General features: G+C 34.8%; 19 protein-coding genes. 16 read left to right on the top strand and 3 right to left on the bottom strand.

Features of this window, described 5'->3' with window-relative positions:
- The 11 genes from WKT09_RS12160 to WKT09_RS12110 all read left to right on the top strand — a co-directional run.
- Nucleotides 1–708 (top strand): leucine-rich repeat domain-containing protein (locus WKT09_RS12160; RefSeq protein ID WP_340416279.1); only part of this gene is annotated, 708 nt, incomplete at its 5' end.
- A gap of 24 nt (nucleotides 709–732) precedes the next feature.
- Complete coding sequence (locus WKT09_RS12155) at nucleotides 733–1,404, top strand: hypothetical protein (RefSeq protein ID WP_340416278.1); 672 nt, start codon at nucleotides 733–735, stop codon at nucleotides 1,402–1,404.
- 77 nt (nucleotides 1,405–1,481) lie between these two features.
- A protein-coding gene (locus tag WKT09_RS12150; RefSeq protein WP_340416277.1) for an IS3 family transposase occupies nucleotides 1,482–2,614 on the top strand; the annotation gives its coding sequence in 2 pieces (ribosomal slippage) (nucleotides 1,482–1,731 and nucleotides 1,731–2,614; 1,134 coding nt in all).
- A 767-nt stretch (nucleotides 2,615–3,381) separates the two neighbouring features.
- On the top strand, nucleotides 3,382–4,275 hold the full coding sequence (locus WKT09_RS12145) for a DUF6612 family protein (RefSeq protein ID WP_340416276.1): 894 nt from the start codon (nucleotides 3,382–3,384) through the stop codon (nucleotides 4,273–4,275).
- 318 nt (nucleotides 4,276–4,593) lie between these two features.
- The gene (gene srtB, locus WKT09_RS12140) at nucleotides 4,594–5,304 is read left to right on the top strand and encodes a class B sortase (protein WP_340416275.1); all 711 of its coding nucleotides are present in this window, start codon (nucleotides 4,594–4,596) and stop codon (nucleotides 5,302–5,304) included.
- A 3-nt stretch (nucleotides 5,305–5,307) separates the two neighbouring features.
- Nucleotides 5,308–7,458: a carboxypeptidase regulatory-like domain-containing protein gene (locus WKT09_RS12135; RefSeq protein ID WP_340416274.1), complete on the top strand. Its 2,151-nt coding sequence runs from the start codon at nucleotides 5,308–5,310 to the stop codon at nucleotides 7,456–7,458.
- Between the two features lie 234 nt (nucleotides 7,459–7,692).
- Nucleotides 7,693–8,334: a hypothetical protein gene (locus tag WKT09_RS12130; protein ID WP_340416273.1), complete on the top strand. Its 642-nt coding sequence runs from the start codon at nucleotides 7,693–7,695 to the stop codon at nucleotides 8,332–8,334.
- Between the two features lie 165 nt (nucleotides 8,335–8,499).
- Entirely contained in the window at nucleotides 8,500–9,468 is a 969-nt protein-coding gene (locus WKT09_RS12125; RefSeq protein ID WP_340416272.1) for a M23 family metallopeptidase, read from the top strand.
- Nucleotides 9,469–9,495: 27 nt separating this feature from the next.
- On the top strand, nucleotides 9,496–10,575 hold the full coding sequence (locus WKT09_RS12120; RefSeq protein ID WP_340416271.1) for an NAD(P)H-dependent flavin oxidoreductase: 1,080 nt from the start codon (nucleotides 9,496–9,498) through the stop codon (nucleotides 10,573–10,575).
- Nucleotides 10,576–10,622: 47 nt separating this feature from the next.
- A complete protein-coding gene (locus WKT09_RS12115; RefSeq protein ID WP_340416270.1) occupies nucleotides 10,623–11,615 on the top strand; it encodes a zinc-dependent alcohol dehydrogenase family protein in 993 nt (330 codons plus the stop codon).
- Between the two features lie 81 nt (nucleotides 11,616–11,696).
- A complete protein-coding gene (locus WKT09_RS12110; protein WP_340416269.1) occupies nucleotides 11,697–12,245 on the top strand; it encodes an NADPH-dependent FMN reductase in 549 nt (182 codons plus the stop codon).
- A 62-nt stretch (nucleotides 12,246–12,307) separates the two neighbouring features.
- Here WKT09_RS12110 and WKT09_RS12105 read toward each other — a convergent pair whose 3' ends face one another.
- The 3 genes from WKT09_RS12105 to WKT09_RS12095 all read right to left on the bottom strand — a co-directional run bounded on the left by WKT09_RS12105 (nucleotide 12,308) and on the right by WKT09_RS12095 (nucleotide 15,794).
- Nucleotides 12,308–13,372, bottom strand: coding sequence for a YdcF family protein (locus tag WKT09_RS12105; protein WP_340416268.1), 1,065 nt, complete (start codon nucleotides 13,370–13,372; stop codon nucleotides 12,308–12,310).
- A gap of 239 nt (nucleotides 13,373–13,611) precedes the next feature.
- Complete coding sequence (locus WKT09_RS12100; RefSeq protein WP_340416267.1) at nucleotides 13,612–15,501, bottom strand: heavy metal translocating P-type ATPase; 1,890 nt, start codon at nucleotides 15,499–15,501, stop codon at nucleotides 13,612–13,614.
- 71 nt (nucleotides 15,502–15,572) lie between these two features.
- Nucleotides 15,573–15,794, bottom strand: a complete 222-nt coding sequence (locus WKT09_RS12095) for a heavy-metal-associated domain-containing protein (RefSeq protein ID WP_340416266.1) — start codon at nucleotides 15,792–15,794, stop codon at nucleotides 15,573–15,575.
- A 128-nt stretch (nucleotides 15,795–15,922) separates the two neighbouring features.
- Here WKT09_RS12095 and WKT09_RS12090 point away from each other — a divergent pair, with 128 nt between their 5' ends.
- From WKT09_RS12090 to WKT09_RS12070, 5 genes are all read left to right on the top strand, one after another.
- Nucleotides 15,923–16,618: a Crp/Fnr family transcriptional regulator gene (locus tag WKT09_RS12090; RefSeq protein WP_340416265.1), complete on the top strand. Its 696-nt coding sequence runs from the start codon at nucleotides 15,923–15,925 to the stop codon at nucleotides 16,616–16,618.
- Nucleotides 16,619–16,686: 68 nt separating this feature from the next.
- Nucleotides 16,687–17,718: an alpha/beta hydrolase gene (locus WKT09_RS12085; RefSeq protein ID WP_340416264.1), complete on the top strand. Its 1,032-nt coding sequence runs from the start codon at nucleotides 16,687–16,689 to the stop codon at nucleotides 17,716–17,718.
- A gap of 178 nt (nucleotides 17,719–17,896) precedes the next feature.
- A complete protein-coding gene (locus WKT09_RS12080; protein ID WP_340416263.1) occupies nucleotides 17,897–18,391 on the top strand; it encodes a hypothetical protein in 495 nt (164 codons plus the stop codon).
- A gap of 24 nt (nucleotides 18,392–18,415) precedes the next feature.
- On the top strand, nucleotides 18,416–19,330 hold the full coding sequence (gene menA, locus WKT09_RS12075; RefSeq protein WP_340416262.1) for a 1,4-dihydroxy-2-naphthoate octaprenyltransferase: 915 nt from the start codon (nucleotides 18,416–18,418) through the stop codon (nucleotides 19,328–19,330).
- A 247-nt stretch (nucleotides 19,331–19,577) separates the two neighbouring features.
- On the top strand, nucleotides 19,578–20,462 hold the full coding sequence (locus WKT09_RS12070) for a radical SAM/SPASM domain-containing protein (RefSeq protein WP_340416261.1): 885 nt from the start codon (nucleotides 19,578–19,580) through the stop codon (nucleotides 20,460–20,462).
- Nucleotides 20,463–20,467 lie beyond the last annotated feature (5 nt).

The raw sequence follows: 20,467 nt of genomic DNA, 5'->3' as shown, positions 1-20,467 counted from the left end.
GAATTACATATTGCTATCGGAGAGGGAGTGAATCCTGAACCAATAGAACATTTAACGAATCTAAAAAAGCTGAATATACGTTCTAGCAAGCTTGATACGCTTAATTTTATTGAAAATTTAACAGAAATGATAGAACTAGATGTCACAAATACTAGCATAAGTTCTTTGGAACCATTAAAAAAATTGAAATCATTACGTTTGTTGAATGCAGAAATGAATCATATTGAATCATTAGAACCTTTAAAAAATCTAACCAAATTACAGGAAATAGAAATGTTGTCAAATGAGGTAACTTCGTTAGAACCTTTACGTAACCTTACATCTTTGCAAAAGCTTAATGTTCAATCGAACAAAATTACGTCGATTAAACCATTAACAAATTTAGAAAACTTAGTTGAATTGAATGTTGGGTCAAATAAACTTAGCGATATTTCCCCAGTTGCGTCATTGGAAAATCTCGAAGTATTAACTGTTAGTGAAAATAATATATCGTCTATTGAATCTGTGAAGCACCTTAGAAAACTAGTTGCGCTTTTTGCGACAGATAATCATATTGAAGATATATCTGTGTTGATGTCCATTCCATATTTAGAAACATTACAAATAAAAGGGAATCCGGTGGAAGAAGATATGGAACAATTCATTGCATTAAAACGTGAACTAGAATTTTATCGAACTATTGATGTATTAGATGAACGCTCGGATTAAAGGAAGGAAAGAAAGTATACTGTTATGAAAGTGTTAAAGGATATTTTTAGTGCAGTTTTTATTTTGTGCATAGTTGGAGCGTTATTAGGAACGGCAATCTGGATGTATAGTAGTTTTTTTCTTTCGTCAGATAAGCTAGATGCTAAATATTATGTATTAGAGAAACAAAGTGAAAAGGGATTGTTCTTAGGCCCACGATATAGTGTAATTACAGATAATGATAATGGTAGCAATTTTGTTTCTAAAAAAGTATTTGATTCATTGGAATTTGGCGATATTATTCATGGTCATGGGACAGATGAATATGGTTTTTTTACGAAAATGGATCAAATATATGATGGTTCTTTATTAATTTTACTCATTATTATATTAGGTTTTATGTTTATTTTTTTGTTATATGGATGTATTGTTTCGATTCCAGCTGTGGAACGAAAGTTAAAAAAACTTGAAATGTATCGAACAAAGAAAAAGAAACGTAATAGGTTAGGAACAAGTATATTACTTGTCATTCTCCCACTTGCATTAGCCTATAGCTCTCTTTATTCATTAAATTTATTTTACAAGGTAGTACCTGTTGGCCAAACGTTCGTAGAGGGTCATATTATAGACAGAGAATTTGATTGGAACTTTACACCTAAGGCAGATTATTCTACTTATGAATTAACGATTGTCTTTACTGCGGAAGATGGAGAATGAATCGGTTACACTTAGTTAGACAAATAATTTAAGGTCATATAAACTGAATTCAATCATTAGTCAGAGGAGAATTAGTTATGACCAGAAGAACAAGAAGAACATTCACAAAAGAATTCAAGGAACAAATCGCTCAGCTACATGCCTCAGGTAAACCAAGAGCCGAGATTATCAAAGAGTACGAATTGACACCGTCTTCTTTTGATAGATGGATTAGCCAGTACAATGGATCAGGCTCGTTTGAAGAAAAGGATAATCGAACGCCAGATCAAGAAGAACTAATCAAATTACGCAAAGAAAATCAAAAACTTGCGATGGAAAATGATATTTTAAAGCAAGCCGCGCTGATTATGGGACGAAAGTAGATGTGATTCGAAATAACGCTCACAAATACTCGATATCAGCAATGTGCGACGTCCTACAGATCCCTAGAAGTACGTTCTATTATGAAGCAAAAGAACGTGATACAAAAGCAGATGATGAACTAACAAAATTAATTGTAAAAATATTCAATGATAACAGACGGGTTTATGGCCAGAGAAAAATTAAAAGAGAACTTCAAAAGAAAGGCTGGCAAGTTTCTCGTCGCCGTATCGGTAGAATTATGAAAGAACAAGGGCTTGTCTCTAAATACACAGTTGCCCAGTTTAAGCCTAAAAAATCTGCAGTAAATGAATCGGAAATTAGCAACACATTAAACCGTGAATTTGAACAAAACCAAGAACTAAAAGTAGTTGTGAGTGATTTAACATACGTTCGGGTACACCAAAAATGGCATTACATTTGTGTGTTGGTAGATTTATATAACCGCGAAATTATTGGCCATAGTGCTGGTCAGCATAAAGATGCACAGTTGGTTCAACAGGCTTTTGCGACAGTACCATACAATTTAAATAACCTTGAATTATTTCACACAGACCGTGGAAGTGAGTTTAAAAACCAATTAATCGATGAAGCACTAGCAACATTTGGTATCGACAGATCACTAAGTGATAAAGGAACCCCGTACGATAACGCAGTCGCTGAAGCGACCTTTAAAACAATTAAAACAGAGTTCGTCAATGGAACAGTTTTCTCTAGTCAGGCAGAGTTGGATCTAGAGTTATTTGACTACGTCAATTGGTTTAATAATATTCGTATTCATGAATCGCTAGACTATTTAACGCCAAGGGAGTACAAGCTCCACCATCAGGTAGAGCAAACCGCTATCTAAATTAAATACGGCCACTTTACTTGGAGTGGCGGGCGTGAGAGCCTCTCACGCATATGCCAGCGTGGTTTTTAAATTAGCTGGCATCCTGGCAAATAATTCACGCCCGCAGAGGCTCAAGTGAAAAGATGTGTGATCTATTTACATTAAGGAGCATTTCAATCAGTACTATAAAACGTTTATATTCTTAAATATATTGTACAGTTTAGTGTTGACATTCCAGAAACATATCAAGTAAAGAAGGGAGTAACAAGAGCAACTTATCATAATTACGAATACAAATCATCTATTGGTTTGAAATACCGGAACAATAATCCATACGATATTTTTATTGAAGCGGATTCAATTAATGAAATAATAGGCACTATTGCGAATGTATATACTGTTTTATATGTGCTATGCTTAGTTACTTTTTATTTATTATGTAGACATTATAAGGAAGAGCGAAGAATAAAGGTGGAGCGGAAATAGTGCATGAGTTGAAATGGATACAAATTATATCTTTGGCAAACCTTTGCACCGGAGAAGCATCTCTGTTAGATTTATCCAATTAAAAACAAAGAAATAAAAATATAAAGAGCAGTAATTCAAATGTAAGTAAAAACACTTCATATTATAATAAATTCCTTGCATCAAATGTGGATAGCAAGGTTTTTATATGTCGACTTATTTTATGGAATCGTGTCCCTAGAAATAAAGGGATTTCGATAGATTATTTTTTAAAAAAATGGGTATATAGATGTTATTAACGTGGGATTGGAGTGTAGATGATGAATAAATACATAAAAGCAATAATGCTTAGTCTTGTTGTGATAAGTCTACTTATGGCATGTAGTGAGGATACAAGTGAAAGTAATGACTCTTCGCAAAATGAACAACGTAATAAAGACAACGAAGCTACAGAAAATAATCAAGGAAATGATACGAATGACGAAGAACCTGATGTGGAGCAAATTATTAAAGAAGCAACAAAGGTAAATAATGAATTTGAAAGTTATTCAACGATAGAGGAAAAAGATACGGTCGAAACATTTAACGATGAAAAAAATCACCTATTTGCGAAAGAAGAAACGAATGTTATTTTCTCTCCCTTCCAATTTGAATTGAAAATCGAGCAAGAACAATTAGACGACTCAGATCATCTACAGAAAGAATTTTTTGCAAAAGAGGGTGGAATTTATCTTGTAGATGGTATTTCTTATATGCTATTGCAAGGAGATGAGTGGAGCAAGAAGGAAAGTGAATATACAGAAGAAGAATTGCAAGACCAGGAAAAAATTCACCTTGATAAACAAGTACAACGGTATCGTGATGTAGCCGTAGATGAAGATTTTGAAGAAACAGAAGAGCATTATATTTTGACTTTTAACTTAGATCTTGAACAAATAGCTAAAAATGACCAAGAATCAGATCAAGGAGAAATAGGTGTTTCTGGTGAAGGATATAAAGTAAATGAGATGGATGTTACAATGAAAATTAATAAAGAAACATTATATTTAGAAACGATTACGACAAATAAATCATATGCATATGATATGGAATATAAAGAGGAAAAAGGCGAAATGTCCGTAACGTATGAAACGATAAAGACGTATCAAAATCAAAATGATGTAAAAGAAATTGTCGTACCCGATGAAGTCTTAGAAAATGCCAAAGAATTATAAAGTGATTGTATCATGTGGCATAATATTAAAAGATTTATGAGAGTGGTATTTATAGACTTATGTTCTTAGCGAAGTATTAATAGACTTTGTAATGATTTGTTAATATTTTATTTATATTCTGTTGTAAAAAAATAACAACTATTATATAATTCAGTTTAGTCCAAATATTTATACTATTTGGACTTTTATTTTAGCCTAAATATCATATATAAATCCATATGCTTATGACTCAATAAAAAATCAGAATATTCGTTCATCTATTAAATTTATGTAGAAAAAGATATTTGTATATATTGATATTGAAACATATTTCGAAGGGTGGTGATATACATTAAAAAGGGATTTTCAATTTTAATGTTGCTGATAGGTGTAAGCGGTATGCTATATGCTGGAATAAACATACATAGTTATATAAATGAATATAAAGTATCTGAAGAAAAATATGAAGAACTAGCTCAAATATACAATGACGAACCTAATAATGAACAAAAACTTTTAGAAATGAATAAAGATTATATTGGTTGGATTTCAGTTGAAGGAACAGAGATTGAATATCCAGTAGTAGTAACTGATAACAATGAATATTATCTAAATCATAATTTTTATAATGAACCTGATAAAGTCGGAGCTATTTTTATGGATTATCGAAATTCTAGCGAACATTTAGGTAAGAATACTATTATCTATGGTCATAACATGAAAGATGAAAGCATGTTTGGGTCTTTAAAAAAGTTAATTCATGAAGATGTTAGTAATAACCCTAAAATTACGTTTGAATTTCAAGATAAGACATATGAATGGGAGATTTTTACGGCCTATGAAACATATACCGAAGAATGGATGCAAGTTAAATTTGAAGATGATCATGAGTTCACAAGTTACATAGACACCTTAGAATCGAACTCTGATAAATTCCCTTTAAAAGAAAATTTAAATAGCTCTGATAAGTTAATTACACTGGCAACTTGTACACCAAATGATTTGAATGAACGATTAGTAGTTCAAGGAAAATTAATAAAGGATGAGTGATGCATGAGAAAAAAGTTATTTTCAGTAGTAGGTGTAATATTTTTATTACTAGTTTTCGTTAATAGCGTAAGTGCTGCGAGCTTAGATGTACTAGATGTGAATACGACAGTTGATAAAGATACTTATCAATATGATGAGACAATTTTGTCTAATATTGACTTAAGTAATATATCTGAAACGAATAAGGCGGAAAACATTCGAGTAAATGTGGAATTTCCGGAAGAACTTAAGTTGGTAGAGACAGAAGGGTTAACAGTAGATGGAAATAATATTACTTGGCAATTTGACCAAATTGACGTACTAGAAAATGAAGAGGTGTCGTTCAAAACGGTATTACCTAAACCTGAAATAGGTGAAGCTAATCCTGAAGAAGATGACGATGCATCTGAAGAAGGGGAAGCAAGTCCTGAAGAAGATAATAATGAATCTGATGAAGATGAAGCTAATTCTGAAGAAGGGGACAATGCATCTGAAGAGGAAACGGATGAAGGGGTAGTCATTATACCTTCAGAAGACGATGATGATTTATTAGAAGATGCAGCGGTGACTGGTAGTGTGGATGAAACTAAGCCACAAACAGGTGATGAGTCATCGATAGCAACATATATTTATATATTGATTGCGTCTATAGTACTTGTCACAATTGCTTTAGTTGGATTATATAGAAAGAAAATAGCTAAAACTGGATTTACAGCATTAGTACTATTGATTCTTTCTTCTGCATTTATTATAAACGGTAATGAAGCAAATGCAGAAAGTGCTGTTTATGAACAATCTATATCACATACTTATAGTGTTGAAGTGGAAGGAAAAGACTATGAGTTTGAAGTAACGGTAACAGCGGAAGTACCTAACGAAATTATTGAAATTGATGCTGACCCATCAGAAATTACGTTAAATCCTGGTGGATTTGAATCATTTAAATTAACAGGAACAAAAACTTCAGGGGATGTAGAAGAGCTTGTTGAAGATGATCATTTAAGCTTTAATATTTCTGATGCAGAAAAAGTTGAAGTTAAAGTGGGTGACGAAGGATTAGAAGTCCATGCAACGGATGCTGCAGAAGCTGGAGATGAAATAACAGTAACGGCTGTATATGATGCGAATGGAGAAGAAGTTACTACTTCGATAACAGTTACTATTACAGAATATCAAGGAACTTTAAAAGGACAAGTTTTTGATGCTATTACAGAAGAAACAATTGAGGGAGCAACAGTAGAAATAACGGCGGAAGATGGTTCGAATATTACTGTTCAAACAAATAGCAATGGTGAATACGAAACGGATATTTCAGTAGGTACACATGTAGTTAAAGCGACTGCAGATGGATATATTGCAGAAAGTGAAACAGTAAATATAACCGCAGATGAAACAACCACATCTGATTTAAACTTATATTTAGTATCCGAAGAACATGCTGGAGAGGGAACGGCTTCAGGTACAATAACAGATGCATTAACTGGTGAAGGTGTACCTAATGTAGAAATCAGTGTGGTGAAAGGTAAAAATAACTCATCAGGAGAGGTAATTGATACGATTACAACAGATGAAGCCGGATATTATTCGGTTGAATTGCCAGGTGGTAACTATACGTTACTTCTTTCGGCTGAAGGATATGTTTCCACAACGAAAAATATTGTAGCTATTGGAGATAGGGAGAAACCAAATCAAAACGCAACCATAACACCTGAATTAGAAGAAGAGGAAATGCGAATAGTATTAACTTGGGGTGAGGAGCCAAGTGATTTAGACTCCCATTTAACAGGACCAAAAGCGGATGGTGGACGCTTCCATATTTATTGGAACAATAAAGTTTATGAAGATGCAGAAACAGAAGTAAACTTAGACAGGGATGATGTATCTTCCTTTGGTCCAGAAACTATTACAGTGATAAATCAAATTACTGATGGTACGTACAAATATAATGTGTTTAATTATTCTGGATGGCAGATTACAGAGAGTAATAAAAAGGATCTAGCAAAATCTTCGGCAAAAGTGGAAGTATATAAAGGAAATAATTTAATCCAGACGTACAATGTTCCTACAAATATAGATGGGAACATGTGGAAAGTATTTGAAATTGTGGACGGGGAGATTAAAACAATTAATAAAATTGAAACTTATGAAGAACACCCAAATGTTGATAACCAATAACTGCGAAAAGAATTGAATAAAAGTATATCAATTTTATAGGTAAGCATGTTCAGAACTAAAGTATTTTTAATGATTGACAAGTTTGTTTCCAATTTGAATCACTGGTAACAAACTTGTCATTTTTTGTTTATGGGTAAAAAGCATATTTACATAATGTATGACTAAAAGTAAACAAATATGATAGTATGTAAAAAAAGCGCAACTAACGAACATATTTGAAAGGAGATAACATCAGTGAATCCTACTATTTTAATAGCTATTATTACAATTGTCATAATTATGATCATCCGTATAGTGATTCAGTCAGTAAGAAATAAGGTATATAAACCGGAAATTGAAAATAATGTGCAAAAGCCTGGCACATTAGAAAGGGTTATTGCCAATGTTCTATTATTCATTAGTATATTTTCATTGTTTTTTGCAATGATAGGTTTTATCATGGACGAAATGGAAATGGGGACTGTATTTACTGTAATGTCGGTCATATTTATTTCCGTTACGATTATAATAAAAAGAGCACATAATATGTCTTACCAGGAAACAGATACATATTTTATTTTACAAACGGGAAAACAGACCCAAAAAGTATATTATGAAAATATTGTTGATTGGGAAGCAGGATACAATGAAATAGAAGTACTTGATCAAATGAATGTGGATGGAAAGTATGTAAGAGTTAATATTAAAATATTTACACCTGAGATTTTATTACGAAAGCTCGCTGACATGACTTTCGAGGGCAAATTTTATCAAGAGGAACAAGCTTATGCGAAAGACCCAAATAGAAAAGTAGAATTCATTCGTTATCTTACTCAAAATAAGTACGGTTATTTAGTAGAAGATTATATTAAGCAAATAGAAAATAACAATATTTGATAGATTATACAAATGTTTAGCTAGATAAAGATGGCAACAATCATATCACACCTTTCTCAAGTTGTTGGGAAAGGTTTTTATTTTACGAAGATGGAAGTGTAAATTCATGTGATATACTAAAAGTAATTTGTACAAGGATGTTTTGACGCGGAAGGAGGAATACAATTGAGAAAAGGTTTATTACTTACACTATTCACGGCAATATTTTTAATTATTTTAGCGGCTTGTAGCAACACAAATAATAAGGTAGAAGAGGAGGAGCAAGAAGAAGTGGAAAAATTAGATCCTGAATTATTTGTAGAAGCATTTCTAAAAGGCGATTATGAGCAAGTATATGGACAATTGAGTGAATCGTTTCAGAAAGAGGTTTCCGTAAAAGAATTAAAAACTTTGGGAGATGACTTCCATAAAGATATTTCTACATATGTTTTACAATCGGAAATGCCGTATGGAGATGATGCAGTTCAATATGTTTGGACAGATGACACGGGCACAAAAGGATTAATTGCTGTATTTGATGAAGAGAATGTTGTACAAGGATTGCAAATTATGCCACTTGACATCTATCCTGACACAGATAAAGTGTATACGAAAACTAAATTTAATATGCCTTTTGAGGACACTTGGTTTGTATTTTGGGGTGGGACTAATCCATTAGTGAACTACCATTATGAATATGAAAATCAGCGGTATGCTTATGACTTTGTAAAAATGGAGGAACAAAGTACATATGAAGGTGACCCGATGATGAATGAAAATTACTATGCTTTTGGCGAAAAGTATATAGCACCAGCTGATGGAACAGTTGTAAAAGTAGAAAATGAGATAAAAGATAATGAACCAGTTGGAAAAATGAATGATAAAGAGCCTTTAGGAAATTATGTTATTATCGATCATGGCAATGATGAGTTCAGTTATTTAGCACATTTTAAATATGATTCTATTGAGGTGAAAGAAGGGGACAAAGTGAAGCAAGGTGATTTGCTTGGCCTTGTTGGAAATTCTGGAAACTCCAGTGAACCTCATATTCATTTTCATGTAGCCGACTCAAGTGATCCGGAGACATCGAAAAGTATCCGAATTTCATTTGAACAAGATGAGGAAATAAAGCAAGGAGATTTTGTGAAAAAGTAATCATACGAAATAGGAGGAGAAAGTGACATGTGGAATGAAAATAGCGTAACAGATTTATTACATATTACATATCCAATCATTCAAGCTGGGATGGCAGGTGGTGTCACGACACCAACATTAGTTGCTGCTGTATCCAATTATGGAGGGCTTGGAAATATTGGGGCAGGATATATGACTTCTACACAACTTCGTGATCATATTCGGGAAATAAAAAAGCGAACGGATAATCCTTTTGGCGTTAATGTATTCGTTCCAGAAACACCAGAAGTAAATATTGCTGAGATAGAAAAAGTAGATACATATTTAGCACCTTTTCGTGAGGCTTTACAGATACAGAAAGTAGCAGTAAACCCTCCATCAACCACTACATATGAAGAACAGATAAATGTCATTATTGAAGAAAAGGTACCAGTATGTAGTTTTACATTTGGAATACCATCGAAAGAAGTTGTCCAAAGGTTAAAGCAGGAAAATATTGTACTAATTGGAACAGCAACGACGGTACAGGAAGCGATAGCGAATGAAGCAATTGGTATGGATATCGTTGTAGTTCAAGGTAGTGAGGCTGGTGGACATCGGGGGACGTTTCTTCATTCGTCAAAGGAAGCAATGATTGGAACGACTGCTTTAGTACCACAAGTTGTAGATCGTGTTCAGATTCCAGTTATTGCAGCTGGCGGGATTATGGATGGTCGAGGGATCCTTTCGGCGCTCATTTTAGGGGCAGAAGGAGTACAAATGGGAACAGCGTTTGTTACGAGTGAGGAAAGTGGTGCAAATGAGTTACATAAAGAGGCTATTTTACAAAGTACAGAAGATGCATCTGTCGTTACGAAAGTATTTAGTGGAAAGGAAGCAAGAGGTATTCGTAATGATTTTGTCGATAAGATGGAAGTATATGAAGATGAGTTGCCAAAATATCCAATTCAAAATACGTTAACCCAACCACTTCGTAAAGAAGCGGCAAAACAACAACGACCAGAATGGATGTCTTTATGGTCTGGACAAGGTCCACGTTTAAGTAAACGACAACCTGTCCATAAAATGATGGACCATATAGTGGCGCAAATAGATTATCTTATTCAACAGAAATTGCATACATGGTAAACAAAGAGTTTCAAATATGTAAACGAAACAATGAAGGAAGTGGCAAATTGCGACAGAAATGTATACAATTTCATACATTCGGCCCTCCAGAAAAGGTGTTACAAGTCGAACAAAGAGAAATATCCGTTTTACATAAACATGATATATTAGTTCGGATGATAGCTTCTCCAATTAACCCGTCTGATTTAATTCCAGTGAAAGGGTCCTATGCCCACCGGATTCCTTTACCGAATATACCCGGGTATGAAGGGGTAGGTATTGTCGAACAAGTTGGGTCTGAAGTGAAGAAGGATTATATTGGAAAACGCGTTTTACCATTACGGGGAGAAGGAACATGGCAACAATTTGTGAAAACATCTGTACATCATGCCATAGAAGTACCATCTTTTATAGATGATGATACTGCAGCACAATTATATATTAACCCAGTAACTGCATTCGTTATATGTACGGAAACATTAAGATTACGAAAGGGAGATATAATTGCTGTCAATGCAGCTGGTTCTGCTATTGGCCGCATTTTTGCCCAGTTAGCGAATATATTAGGATTTACCTATATTGCTGTCGTACGAAACAATCGATATACGAAGAAATTGCTGGAACTTGGTGCATCCCTTGTGATCGATACTTCGATGGAGCCGTTACATGAAACAATAATGGAAATTACAAACGGTAAAGGGGTAGATGCTGCAATTGATTCGGTTGGGGGCCAATCTGGTACAGAGTTAGCTTTTTCGGTCCGGGAACATGGGAAGTTTTTAACATTAGGTTTATTGTCAGGGGTACAGGTGGATTGGAGAGATATTTATACAAACACAAAAGTCGACCCTACTTTGTTTCATTTACGCCATTGGAATCACACTGTTTCAGATGAAAAATGGCAACATATATTTCAACTGTTAATGCAATATATAAAAACGGAACAGTTAAGATGCATGAAACCAAATAGTTTTTATCATATAAGTGATATTCAGGAAGCGGTTCGTTATGTAGCAGCTAATTCAGTAAATAAAGGAAAAGTTATGTTATTATTTGATTAATATGGTTTAGATAGAGCGTAGAAAAGGAATAGATGAAAGAAGTAAGACACATCCTAATATAAAAAGGAAGGTCGATCGTATATGGCTAAAGTTGGAATATTAATTGGTAGTTTACGTAAAGAATCCTTTTCGAAAAAAATTGCTTTATTTACTGCAACACTTTTTCCAGACGATGTTGAAACAGAGTTGATTGAGATTGGACATTTGCCTTTTTACAATCAAGATTTTGATGAGGAAGATAATGTGCCGAGTGACGTGCAATCTTTTCGTGAAAAGGTAAAAACGTTTGATGGATTTTTAATTGTGACACCGGAATATAATCGTTCTGTTCCGGCTGTATTGAAAAATGCTTTCGATATCGGTTCTCGTCCAAAAACTGACAATGTGTGGAATAATAAGCCGGCAGGAATTATTAGTCAATCACCAGGAGGACTAGGGGCTTTCGGTGCTAACCATCATCTGCGACAAACATTAACTTCTTTAAACATGCCTGTTGTGCAGCAACCTGAAATGTATTTATCAAATGTTGGAACATTTTTAGATGATGCCGGAAATGTAACGAATGAGAGTACCGTCCAATTTTTACAAGGGTTTGTCGATACATTTATAAAATTCATGCGAAAATTTTAACATAAAAGATGAAAAAATCGTCGATACTCGTTCACATATAACGAATATCGGCGAGTTTTTCGTTATGTGGGCATTTTAAAAGGTAGAACATAAAATTTTGTCATAATATATACAACAATTGCAGTGATGAAGATTAGAATAAACATAGCAATATGGAATGTTCGTTGCATGTATAATACACCGATAAATTCACGGATGAGGGCATTTATCCAAAAGTAAAATTTCGTTTTAGACCCTGCGCCGTCACATCGTACTCCCACTTTTTTTGCCCATAATAAAGAACGGAACACATGGAAGTTATTCGTGACGGTAAGAATGTTAGGTTTATTGGGTTTGTTTTCTTTTTCTAAATCTTGGTCAATTAGTTGTTTTGAAAATAATAAGTTTTCGTACGTGTTAACCGCTTTATCTTCTATAATAATATGTGCTTCTTCTATCCCTTTCTCTTGCGCATATTTAGCCATCGCTACCCCTTCAGGTAGTAATTCATCTCCACCTTGCCCACCTGTAAAGATTAATTTTACTGGGTGGTCTTGTGTGTGAAATGTATGAAATAATGCGATCCCTTTATCAATACGACTTGCTAGTAATGGTGGAACACGATCCCCGATTATACCACTGCCGAGTACGATAATATAATCGTATGTTTTCCATGGATTTCTAAATTGATTTAGTAAAGCAGCGATTGCAAAACTAATCATTACTACCATCATATACGTAATAGTAGTAGATACAAGGAATGAAACACTATATAAAAACGGCAATTCTTCTGGTATAGAAATAAAATTGATTGCAATGACCCACGCAATGATAAAGAGTCCGAATGTTAGACTTAAAAAGTTATGCAATTTTCGGCCTTCTCGTTTTATTAATCGAATACCAGACGTAATGAAGGCAATAATAAAGGAAAGTACATATAACGGAATTAATAAAATAATAAGAGCAACTAAAATGACGACGATTGTTAATACGATTTTTTGGTGAAAAAACTCTAAATAAACAATCGTGAGCGTCAATAAATAACCAGTTAACATAAGAAAAAAGAACCCAATCCATACGGTGCGTCGTTCGATCATAAAGAAGATCAAAAATAAAAGGATTGGTACAATATAAAAAAGGAACGGCATAGCTTCCCTCCTCTATCTAATGTTGCATAGTTTTATCATAGCTTAAAAGATATTATTTGTATAATTTGTCAGTAAAAGGATGAAGGTTATTGTCGAAGAAATAACTTTTATCGTGTAATATTTCGAAAAATAAGCAGAGGAAAATTATCTCCTCTGCTTATATTTTTAGTGCTGTAAGGGCGCTTGTTTTTATATAGAACAAGCGTTGCGTGGATGTGAGGGACGATTCTAAGGTGTATTTACCCATTTGATTGTACTTCGATTGTTGGCGGTGCCGTATGAATATGTTTGTTTCGTTTGTCGTTGAAGCGGATAAGTCGTAATGCGTTGAGCACGACAGCTAATACGCTAAGTTCGTGAATGAGCATACCTGATGCTAAAAATACTTTTCCTAGTAACACACCAATTAACAGTAAGATGACCGTTCCGACGGCAAAAAACATATTTTGTTGCATATTTTTTACGGTTGCCTTCGCTAGAGAAATAGCAGACGGAATCGCATGTAACTGATCATTCATTAAGACGACATCCGCGGTTTCCATTGCAACATCTGTTCCTGCAATACCCATCGCAAGTCCGACGTCTGCTAAAGCAAGTGCTGGTGCGTCGTTAATACCATCACCGACCATTGCAACACGATACCCTTTTTCTTTTAATTGCTTCACAAACAACACTTTGTCTTCAGGTAACATTTCAGCGTGCACTGTATCGATGTGTAGTGGTGTAGCAACTTGCTCGGCTGTATGTCGGTTGTCTCCTGTAAGCATGATTGTTTGTTTTATACCGTTATGTTTTAATCGTTCTATCGCCGTTTTTGCTTCTAATTTCACTTTATCTTTAATAGAAATAATTCCTCTAACCGTCTGGTCGATTGCGACAAATATGACAGTATTTCCGGCCTTTTCTTGTTGTATGGCGTCATTTTCAATGTGGTTGTGTATGTTTATTTGTTGGTCCCTTACTAATTGCCGATTTCCGATAACCACATGTTGGCCATCTAATGTTGCGTGTAATCCATGGCCTTTTACGATGTTGAAATGGCTTGGCTCTTTTTCTAATGGAATATGCCGTTTTTTTGCTTCTTGAACAATTGTGCGTCCTAAATGGTGTTCTGAAATAACTTCCGCTTCTGCCGCCATTTTTAATAAGCTGTTTTCATCGATGCCATATGTCTGAATGTTGGTAATGGAAGGTTTTCCTTCTGTTAAAGTTCCCGTTTTATCAAAAACGACTACATCTACCTCCGCGAGATTTTCCATTACTTCTCCACCTTTAATTAATGTCCCTTTCCGTGCGCCGTTTCCAATACCAGCGACGAGTGAAACAGGGGCAGAAATGACTAATGCACCTGGACATGCAATGACGAGAAAAGTTAAGGTTAATTCAATGTTTTTGGTGAAAAGTAAGACGAATAAAGACAATACTATAATGCTAGGTGTGTATATATTGGCAAACCTTTCCAGAAATTTTTGCGTTGTTGCTTTCGTTTCCTGTGCTTCTTCTACAAGTTCGATAATTTTGGCGAATGTTGTATCGTCTCCAACTTTTTCAGCGATTATTTCAATATATCCTTGGTCAATCATAGTACCACTGAACACATAGTCTTCTGTCGTTTTGTTTTTTGGAACAGATTCACCTGTAATCGTCGCTTCGTTTATGCTCGCTTGACCGGAAATGATTTTTCCATCGACAGCCACTTTTTCACCAGATTGAATGGCGAGGATATCTCCTTCATGAATTTCCTTGATAGGAAGTATTGTTTTTTCGCCATTTTTAATGAAGGTAGCTTCTAAAGGACTCATATCTAATAATGTTTGTAAGGAGGCACGTGTTTTTTCTAATGATCTCGCTTCTAAATAAGAACCGAATAAAAATAGAAATGTCACGGCAGCAGCTTCTACATATTCACCGATAAAAAGTGCTCCAATAACTGCAATCGTTACTAATAACTCGATACTGAACGCTTTCATTTTTATTGTTTGAAAAGCTGTTTTTGCAGTCGTAGCTCCCGCAATAAAAGTCGCTAAAAGAAGTGCGCTATTTTTTAAGAGGGCGAAATCAAACATATGACAAATGAGAGCAAGGAGCAATAACAGTCCAGATATCCATACGAGTTGAATTTTTTTCATTTATTTCCCTTCTTTCTTTGATGAATCAAGGTTGGGACAGATTAGTTATAGCCCTAACCTTGATTTTTTCATTAAGCTATCTTTTTATGGGTGATTGGAAACCCTAATTTTTCAACGATGGTTGAAATGTCCTCTGCTGATATAATGGATTCATCGAATTGTACCTTCACTTTACTGGAATGAAAGAGTACACGTGGATGTTTGATGCCTTCTGTTTTGTTTAATGTTCCTTCAATGCGTTTTACACAAGATGGACAGCTTAAGGTTTCTAATGTTAATTCTAGTTTTTTCATATTTATCTTCTCCTTTATTTATGTTCTACTTATAGTATAGGTAGGAACCATTTTCCTTACATTGATGTAGGTCAATATTTCTATTTGAGTTGTTTGGTATAATGGGAATTAGAATAGGAGGAAGTAAAATGGCTTGTAATCATCCTAATGTGTCACAATTATGTGTAGCGAAAGTACCTTTTTTTAATCATTTAGCAATCGATGAAATGGTGAAAATTGCTGAAATTAGTAAACATCATACGTATGTCAAAGGGGATATTATTTACCAAGCTTGGGACCCTTTAGAATATTTATATATCGTCCATATTGGTCGGGTGAAAATTTATCAGTTATTTGAGTCTGGGAAAGAACAAGTATTACGTATATTAGAACCGGGGGAATTTTTTGGGGAATTAGCATTATTTACTGAAAAGACATTGGAGACGTATGCGGAAGCATTAGAAAAGACGAATATTTGTATGATTCATCGGGATAAAATGCAACAGTTAATGAAGGAATATCCGACTATTGCATTGAAAATTTTAGAACAATTTAGTCAAAGATTAGATGCGGCAGATAAATTAATTGGGGAATTAAGTGTGAAAGATGTAGAGGCGCGAATAGCTAGTTATTTATTGGATCTAATGGACAAACAACAGAGCACCAACATTATTTTACCAGTAACGAAGCGAGATTTAGCCTCTTATTTAGGAACGACACAAGAGACAATTAGTCGAAGAATGACGAAATTTCAGAAGCAAGGCATTATAAAACAAGAAGGGCATAGGAAGGTGAGCATTTTTGATGTCGAGACATTACAGGCAATTTCTTTAGAGGAAATGTAGTACGTTATTGCACCTTTCTTTTAGGAAATCTATACTTAGATTAATAGATAGGAATAGGGTGCATGTACATGAGATTATTTTGGAAGATTGTATTAGGAATAATTGGATGTTTTATGTTCGTATTAATGATAGGTGTCCTTGCATTTACTGTATCTGTTAAACCTGGAGTGTATATAATTCAAAAGATGTTTGATCAACCAATCGTTATTTCCGACGAGGAAATGTTTATGGAAGCATCTTCCAAAGTTCAAAGTTTGAAAGATATTACATATCCATCTTCTTATAAAAATAATACGTTGGACATTTACTATCCGAAAAATGCCAAAGATAGTGTACCAGTATTAATTTGGTTACATGGTGGTGGGTTTGTTTCAGGAAATAAAGAAGGAGTCGAGGAGTTTGCGACATATATTGCTGCGTATAATGGTGTTGCCGTAGTCGCTATCGATTATGAAACAGCACCTTCTTTACAATATCCAGGGCAAATTAAACAATTGGACGATGTATATACGTTTATTTCTAATCAGAGCAAGGATTTTCCAATGCTTGATATATCGAATCTATCGTTCGGCGGTGACTCTGCCGGGGCGCAAATTGCTGGACAATATGTTGCATTGCAAACAAATGAGGCTTATGCAAAGGAAATGAATATAGAACAATCTGTACCATCATCCACCATACGTACTTTTTTATCATTTAGTGGTCCAGTTGATTTACAACAAATGAAAGATGTACAGTCAGATAGTTTATTTATGAAATTTTTTGTGAATACTGTTTCGCGTGCATTTATTGGAACGCGAAATTGGAAAACGAGTGAACTTTTAGTGGAAGGATCTGTCGTGCCATTTGTAACAGAAAACTTTCCTCCAACTTATATTACCGATGGCAACTCCTTTTCTTTTCCCGAACAAGGAAAAGCATTGCAGGAAGCATTAGAAACTGTGGGGGTTCCGGTAGATATACTGTTGTTTGATGAAGGAGTAGGGGAGATTCCACACGAATATCAATTTAATTTTTTAACAGATGAAGCAAAGGAAAATTTAAATAAGACGATACAATTCATCGATACTTATGGAATGGAAGAAGGCGACGATCATTAATGCTAGTTTACTTTTCAAAAAGTAGTGGATGGTACCAACATGAATAAAACGTGATTTGGAGGAGACCGAATGGTTGAAACAAATCACGTTTTTTTATGCGAAAATGTTCCAAAATATGACCTACGTCACATCTTTTATAAGATGACAGGAGTAAAATGAAAGTAAGGAGGGATATACAATGATTACGATCCGAACGTTACTTTTAACGGGACATATTTTGCTCGCGATAATATGGGTTGGAGGTATTCTATTCGTAGGTTGGGGAATCTTTCCACTCATTCAAAAAATGTCCCTTCAGACACAACGTTTCTTTTTAACTATATTGATGAAACATACACATATAGGTTTTACTGTTGCAGGAGTGCTCGTTATCATCACAGGTGTATTGTTAGGTACGCTTTTTGGACCAATGGGTAGTATGGAACAAATAATCGCGACTGCTTATGGTCAGAAGTTATTGTTTGCATTTGCCGTCGCAGTTTTTGCGATTTTATGGGGAATCGTATTCGGTTATCGTCATACGATGAACGTATTACAAAATGATGTTATTTGGGAAGAGGCGATTCGAGGAAATCGTCATTTATTACAGCGATCCTTTCGACAGATTATGTTGATAGAATCGGTGGAAGTAGCTTGTTTTTTCATCTTAGTGTATACGATGGTATTGTTATAAAACATGGCAGAAAGGATGATGAAAATGGGATATATAGAGCGACATGAGATGCAAAAGGAAGTGCGGAAAGATTATTATTATCGTGGCACATGGCTCCAATTAATTCGTCCACTCACATTATCTGGAACAATGACTCCAATTTTAGTCGGAACAGGGCTTGCATTTAAAGATGGTGAAGGATCATGGTCCGTTTTTTTCGTGTTTCTCATAACAGCTGTCCTTATTCAAGTGGTAGTTAATATGTTGAACGATTATTTTGACTTTATACACGGACAAGATGTAGAAAAATGGACAGAAGATAAAGAGGATACGAGTAGTTATATTGCTTTACATGCTATTCCTATCGTTGCAGCAATTTTAACTGTAATTGCTTGTATTGGTGGATTATGGCTGGCGAAGATGAGTCATGAATGGATTATTCTTGTCGGGATATTAAGCATACTAGCAGGAATAAAGTATTCCGCCGGGAAGTACGCTTTTTCCGCAATTGCGATGGGAGAAATGATTGCCTTTCTCTTTTTAGGAGTTGTTGTGACGATATTATCCTATGTTGTTCAAACGGGATATATTTCGACGGAAATAATCGGGGTGGCCATTGTATTCGGATTGTTAATTGCGACGATGATTTTAACGAATAATATTCGAGATATAGAAAAAGATAAGCCTTTCCGTGTTACAGTAGCGATTTTACTAGGACGGAAGAATGCGATTCGACTGTTAGCTAGTTTGTGTATGGTCATATATATTTCGATGTTCTGTTTTGTGTTATTTGGCTTACTTCATTGGACTGTATTGCTTACGTTTGGAGCGATTCCATTTGCATGGAAACTGTTACAGACATTCAGAACAGATGAAGAAGAAAAGGCTTGTATGAAAAGAGCTGCATACCATCACCTTTCGTTTGGACTGTTATTAGCAATTGCAGTATGGGTTTTATAAGTGCAGGAAACCATCATATGATGTTCATATGGTGGTTTTTTGTTTGCTCCATTTGCTATATTCATAGAAAAGTTAGTACGAAAGTAGTGTTATTTCGTCGTACATAGAATTCGAAAACATCAGTGATGGTGGCTGTATCATTGTTTACTTTTTCTACTTATAACTAAAACCATCGATTATCCTACAATAATTAATAGAATAGGCTACAATGAGGATAAGAGATATTGAAAAATGATAGGGGATATAGATGGAAAAGGTAAAGAAGTTTAAGAAATTTTATTTGGAAATTACGAGCGTATGTAATTTAGCGTGTAGTTTTTGTCCGCCGACGATTCGGGCGAGGCAGTTCGTTTCACCGGAAGATTTTGCGATGAGATTGGATCAAATTAAGCCACATACCGATTATATTAATTTACACGTAAAAGGGGAACCACTTTTACATCCGAAAATCGGAGAATTGCTTGATATTAGTGCTGAAAAAGGATTCAAAGTAAATATTACGACAAATGGTACATTAATTGAAAAACGACGAGAGCAATTGGTGAATAAGCCTGCGATTCGCCAAATGAATTTTTCCCTACATAGTTTCGATGATAATAATTTGCCTGATCGGGAAGGGTATATGCAGAAAATCATTGATTTTGTAAAAGAACAAACGAAAGAGACGAATATGATTGTATCATTTAGGCTTTGGAACCTTTCACAAGATAACCGGACGAACGCGGAAAGTAAACGAAATCGTGCATTGCTCGCGATGATTGAAAAGGCATTTGATCTAGACTATCAAATTGAGGAGCGAGTAGAGCCAGGTGGTGGGATACAAATTGCAGAACGTGTGTATATAAATCAAGATTATGAATTTAAATGGCCGTCATTGGATGAGGAAGAAGATGACGGAAAAGGATTTTGTTATGGATTGCGAAATCAAGCGGCCATTTTATCGAATGGGACGGTCGTTCCTTGTTGTTTAGATGGGGAAGGTGTTATTGATCTTGGGAATATTTATAAAGATTCTTTTTCAGATATTATAAAAATGGAACGAGCGCAAAATTTAGTTGATGGCTTTTCAAGACGGGAAGCGGTAGAGGAATTATGCCGAAAATGTGGGTTTCGACAAAGGTTTGGAAAATAAATGAG

The organism is Pseudogracilibacillus sp. ICA-222130, from assembly GCF_037892545.1.
Lineage (GTDB): Bacteria > Bacillota > Bacilli > Bacillales > Amphibacillaceae > Pseudogracilibacillus.
This window is presented reverse-complemented; position numbering and strand designations above follow the sequence as displayed.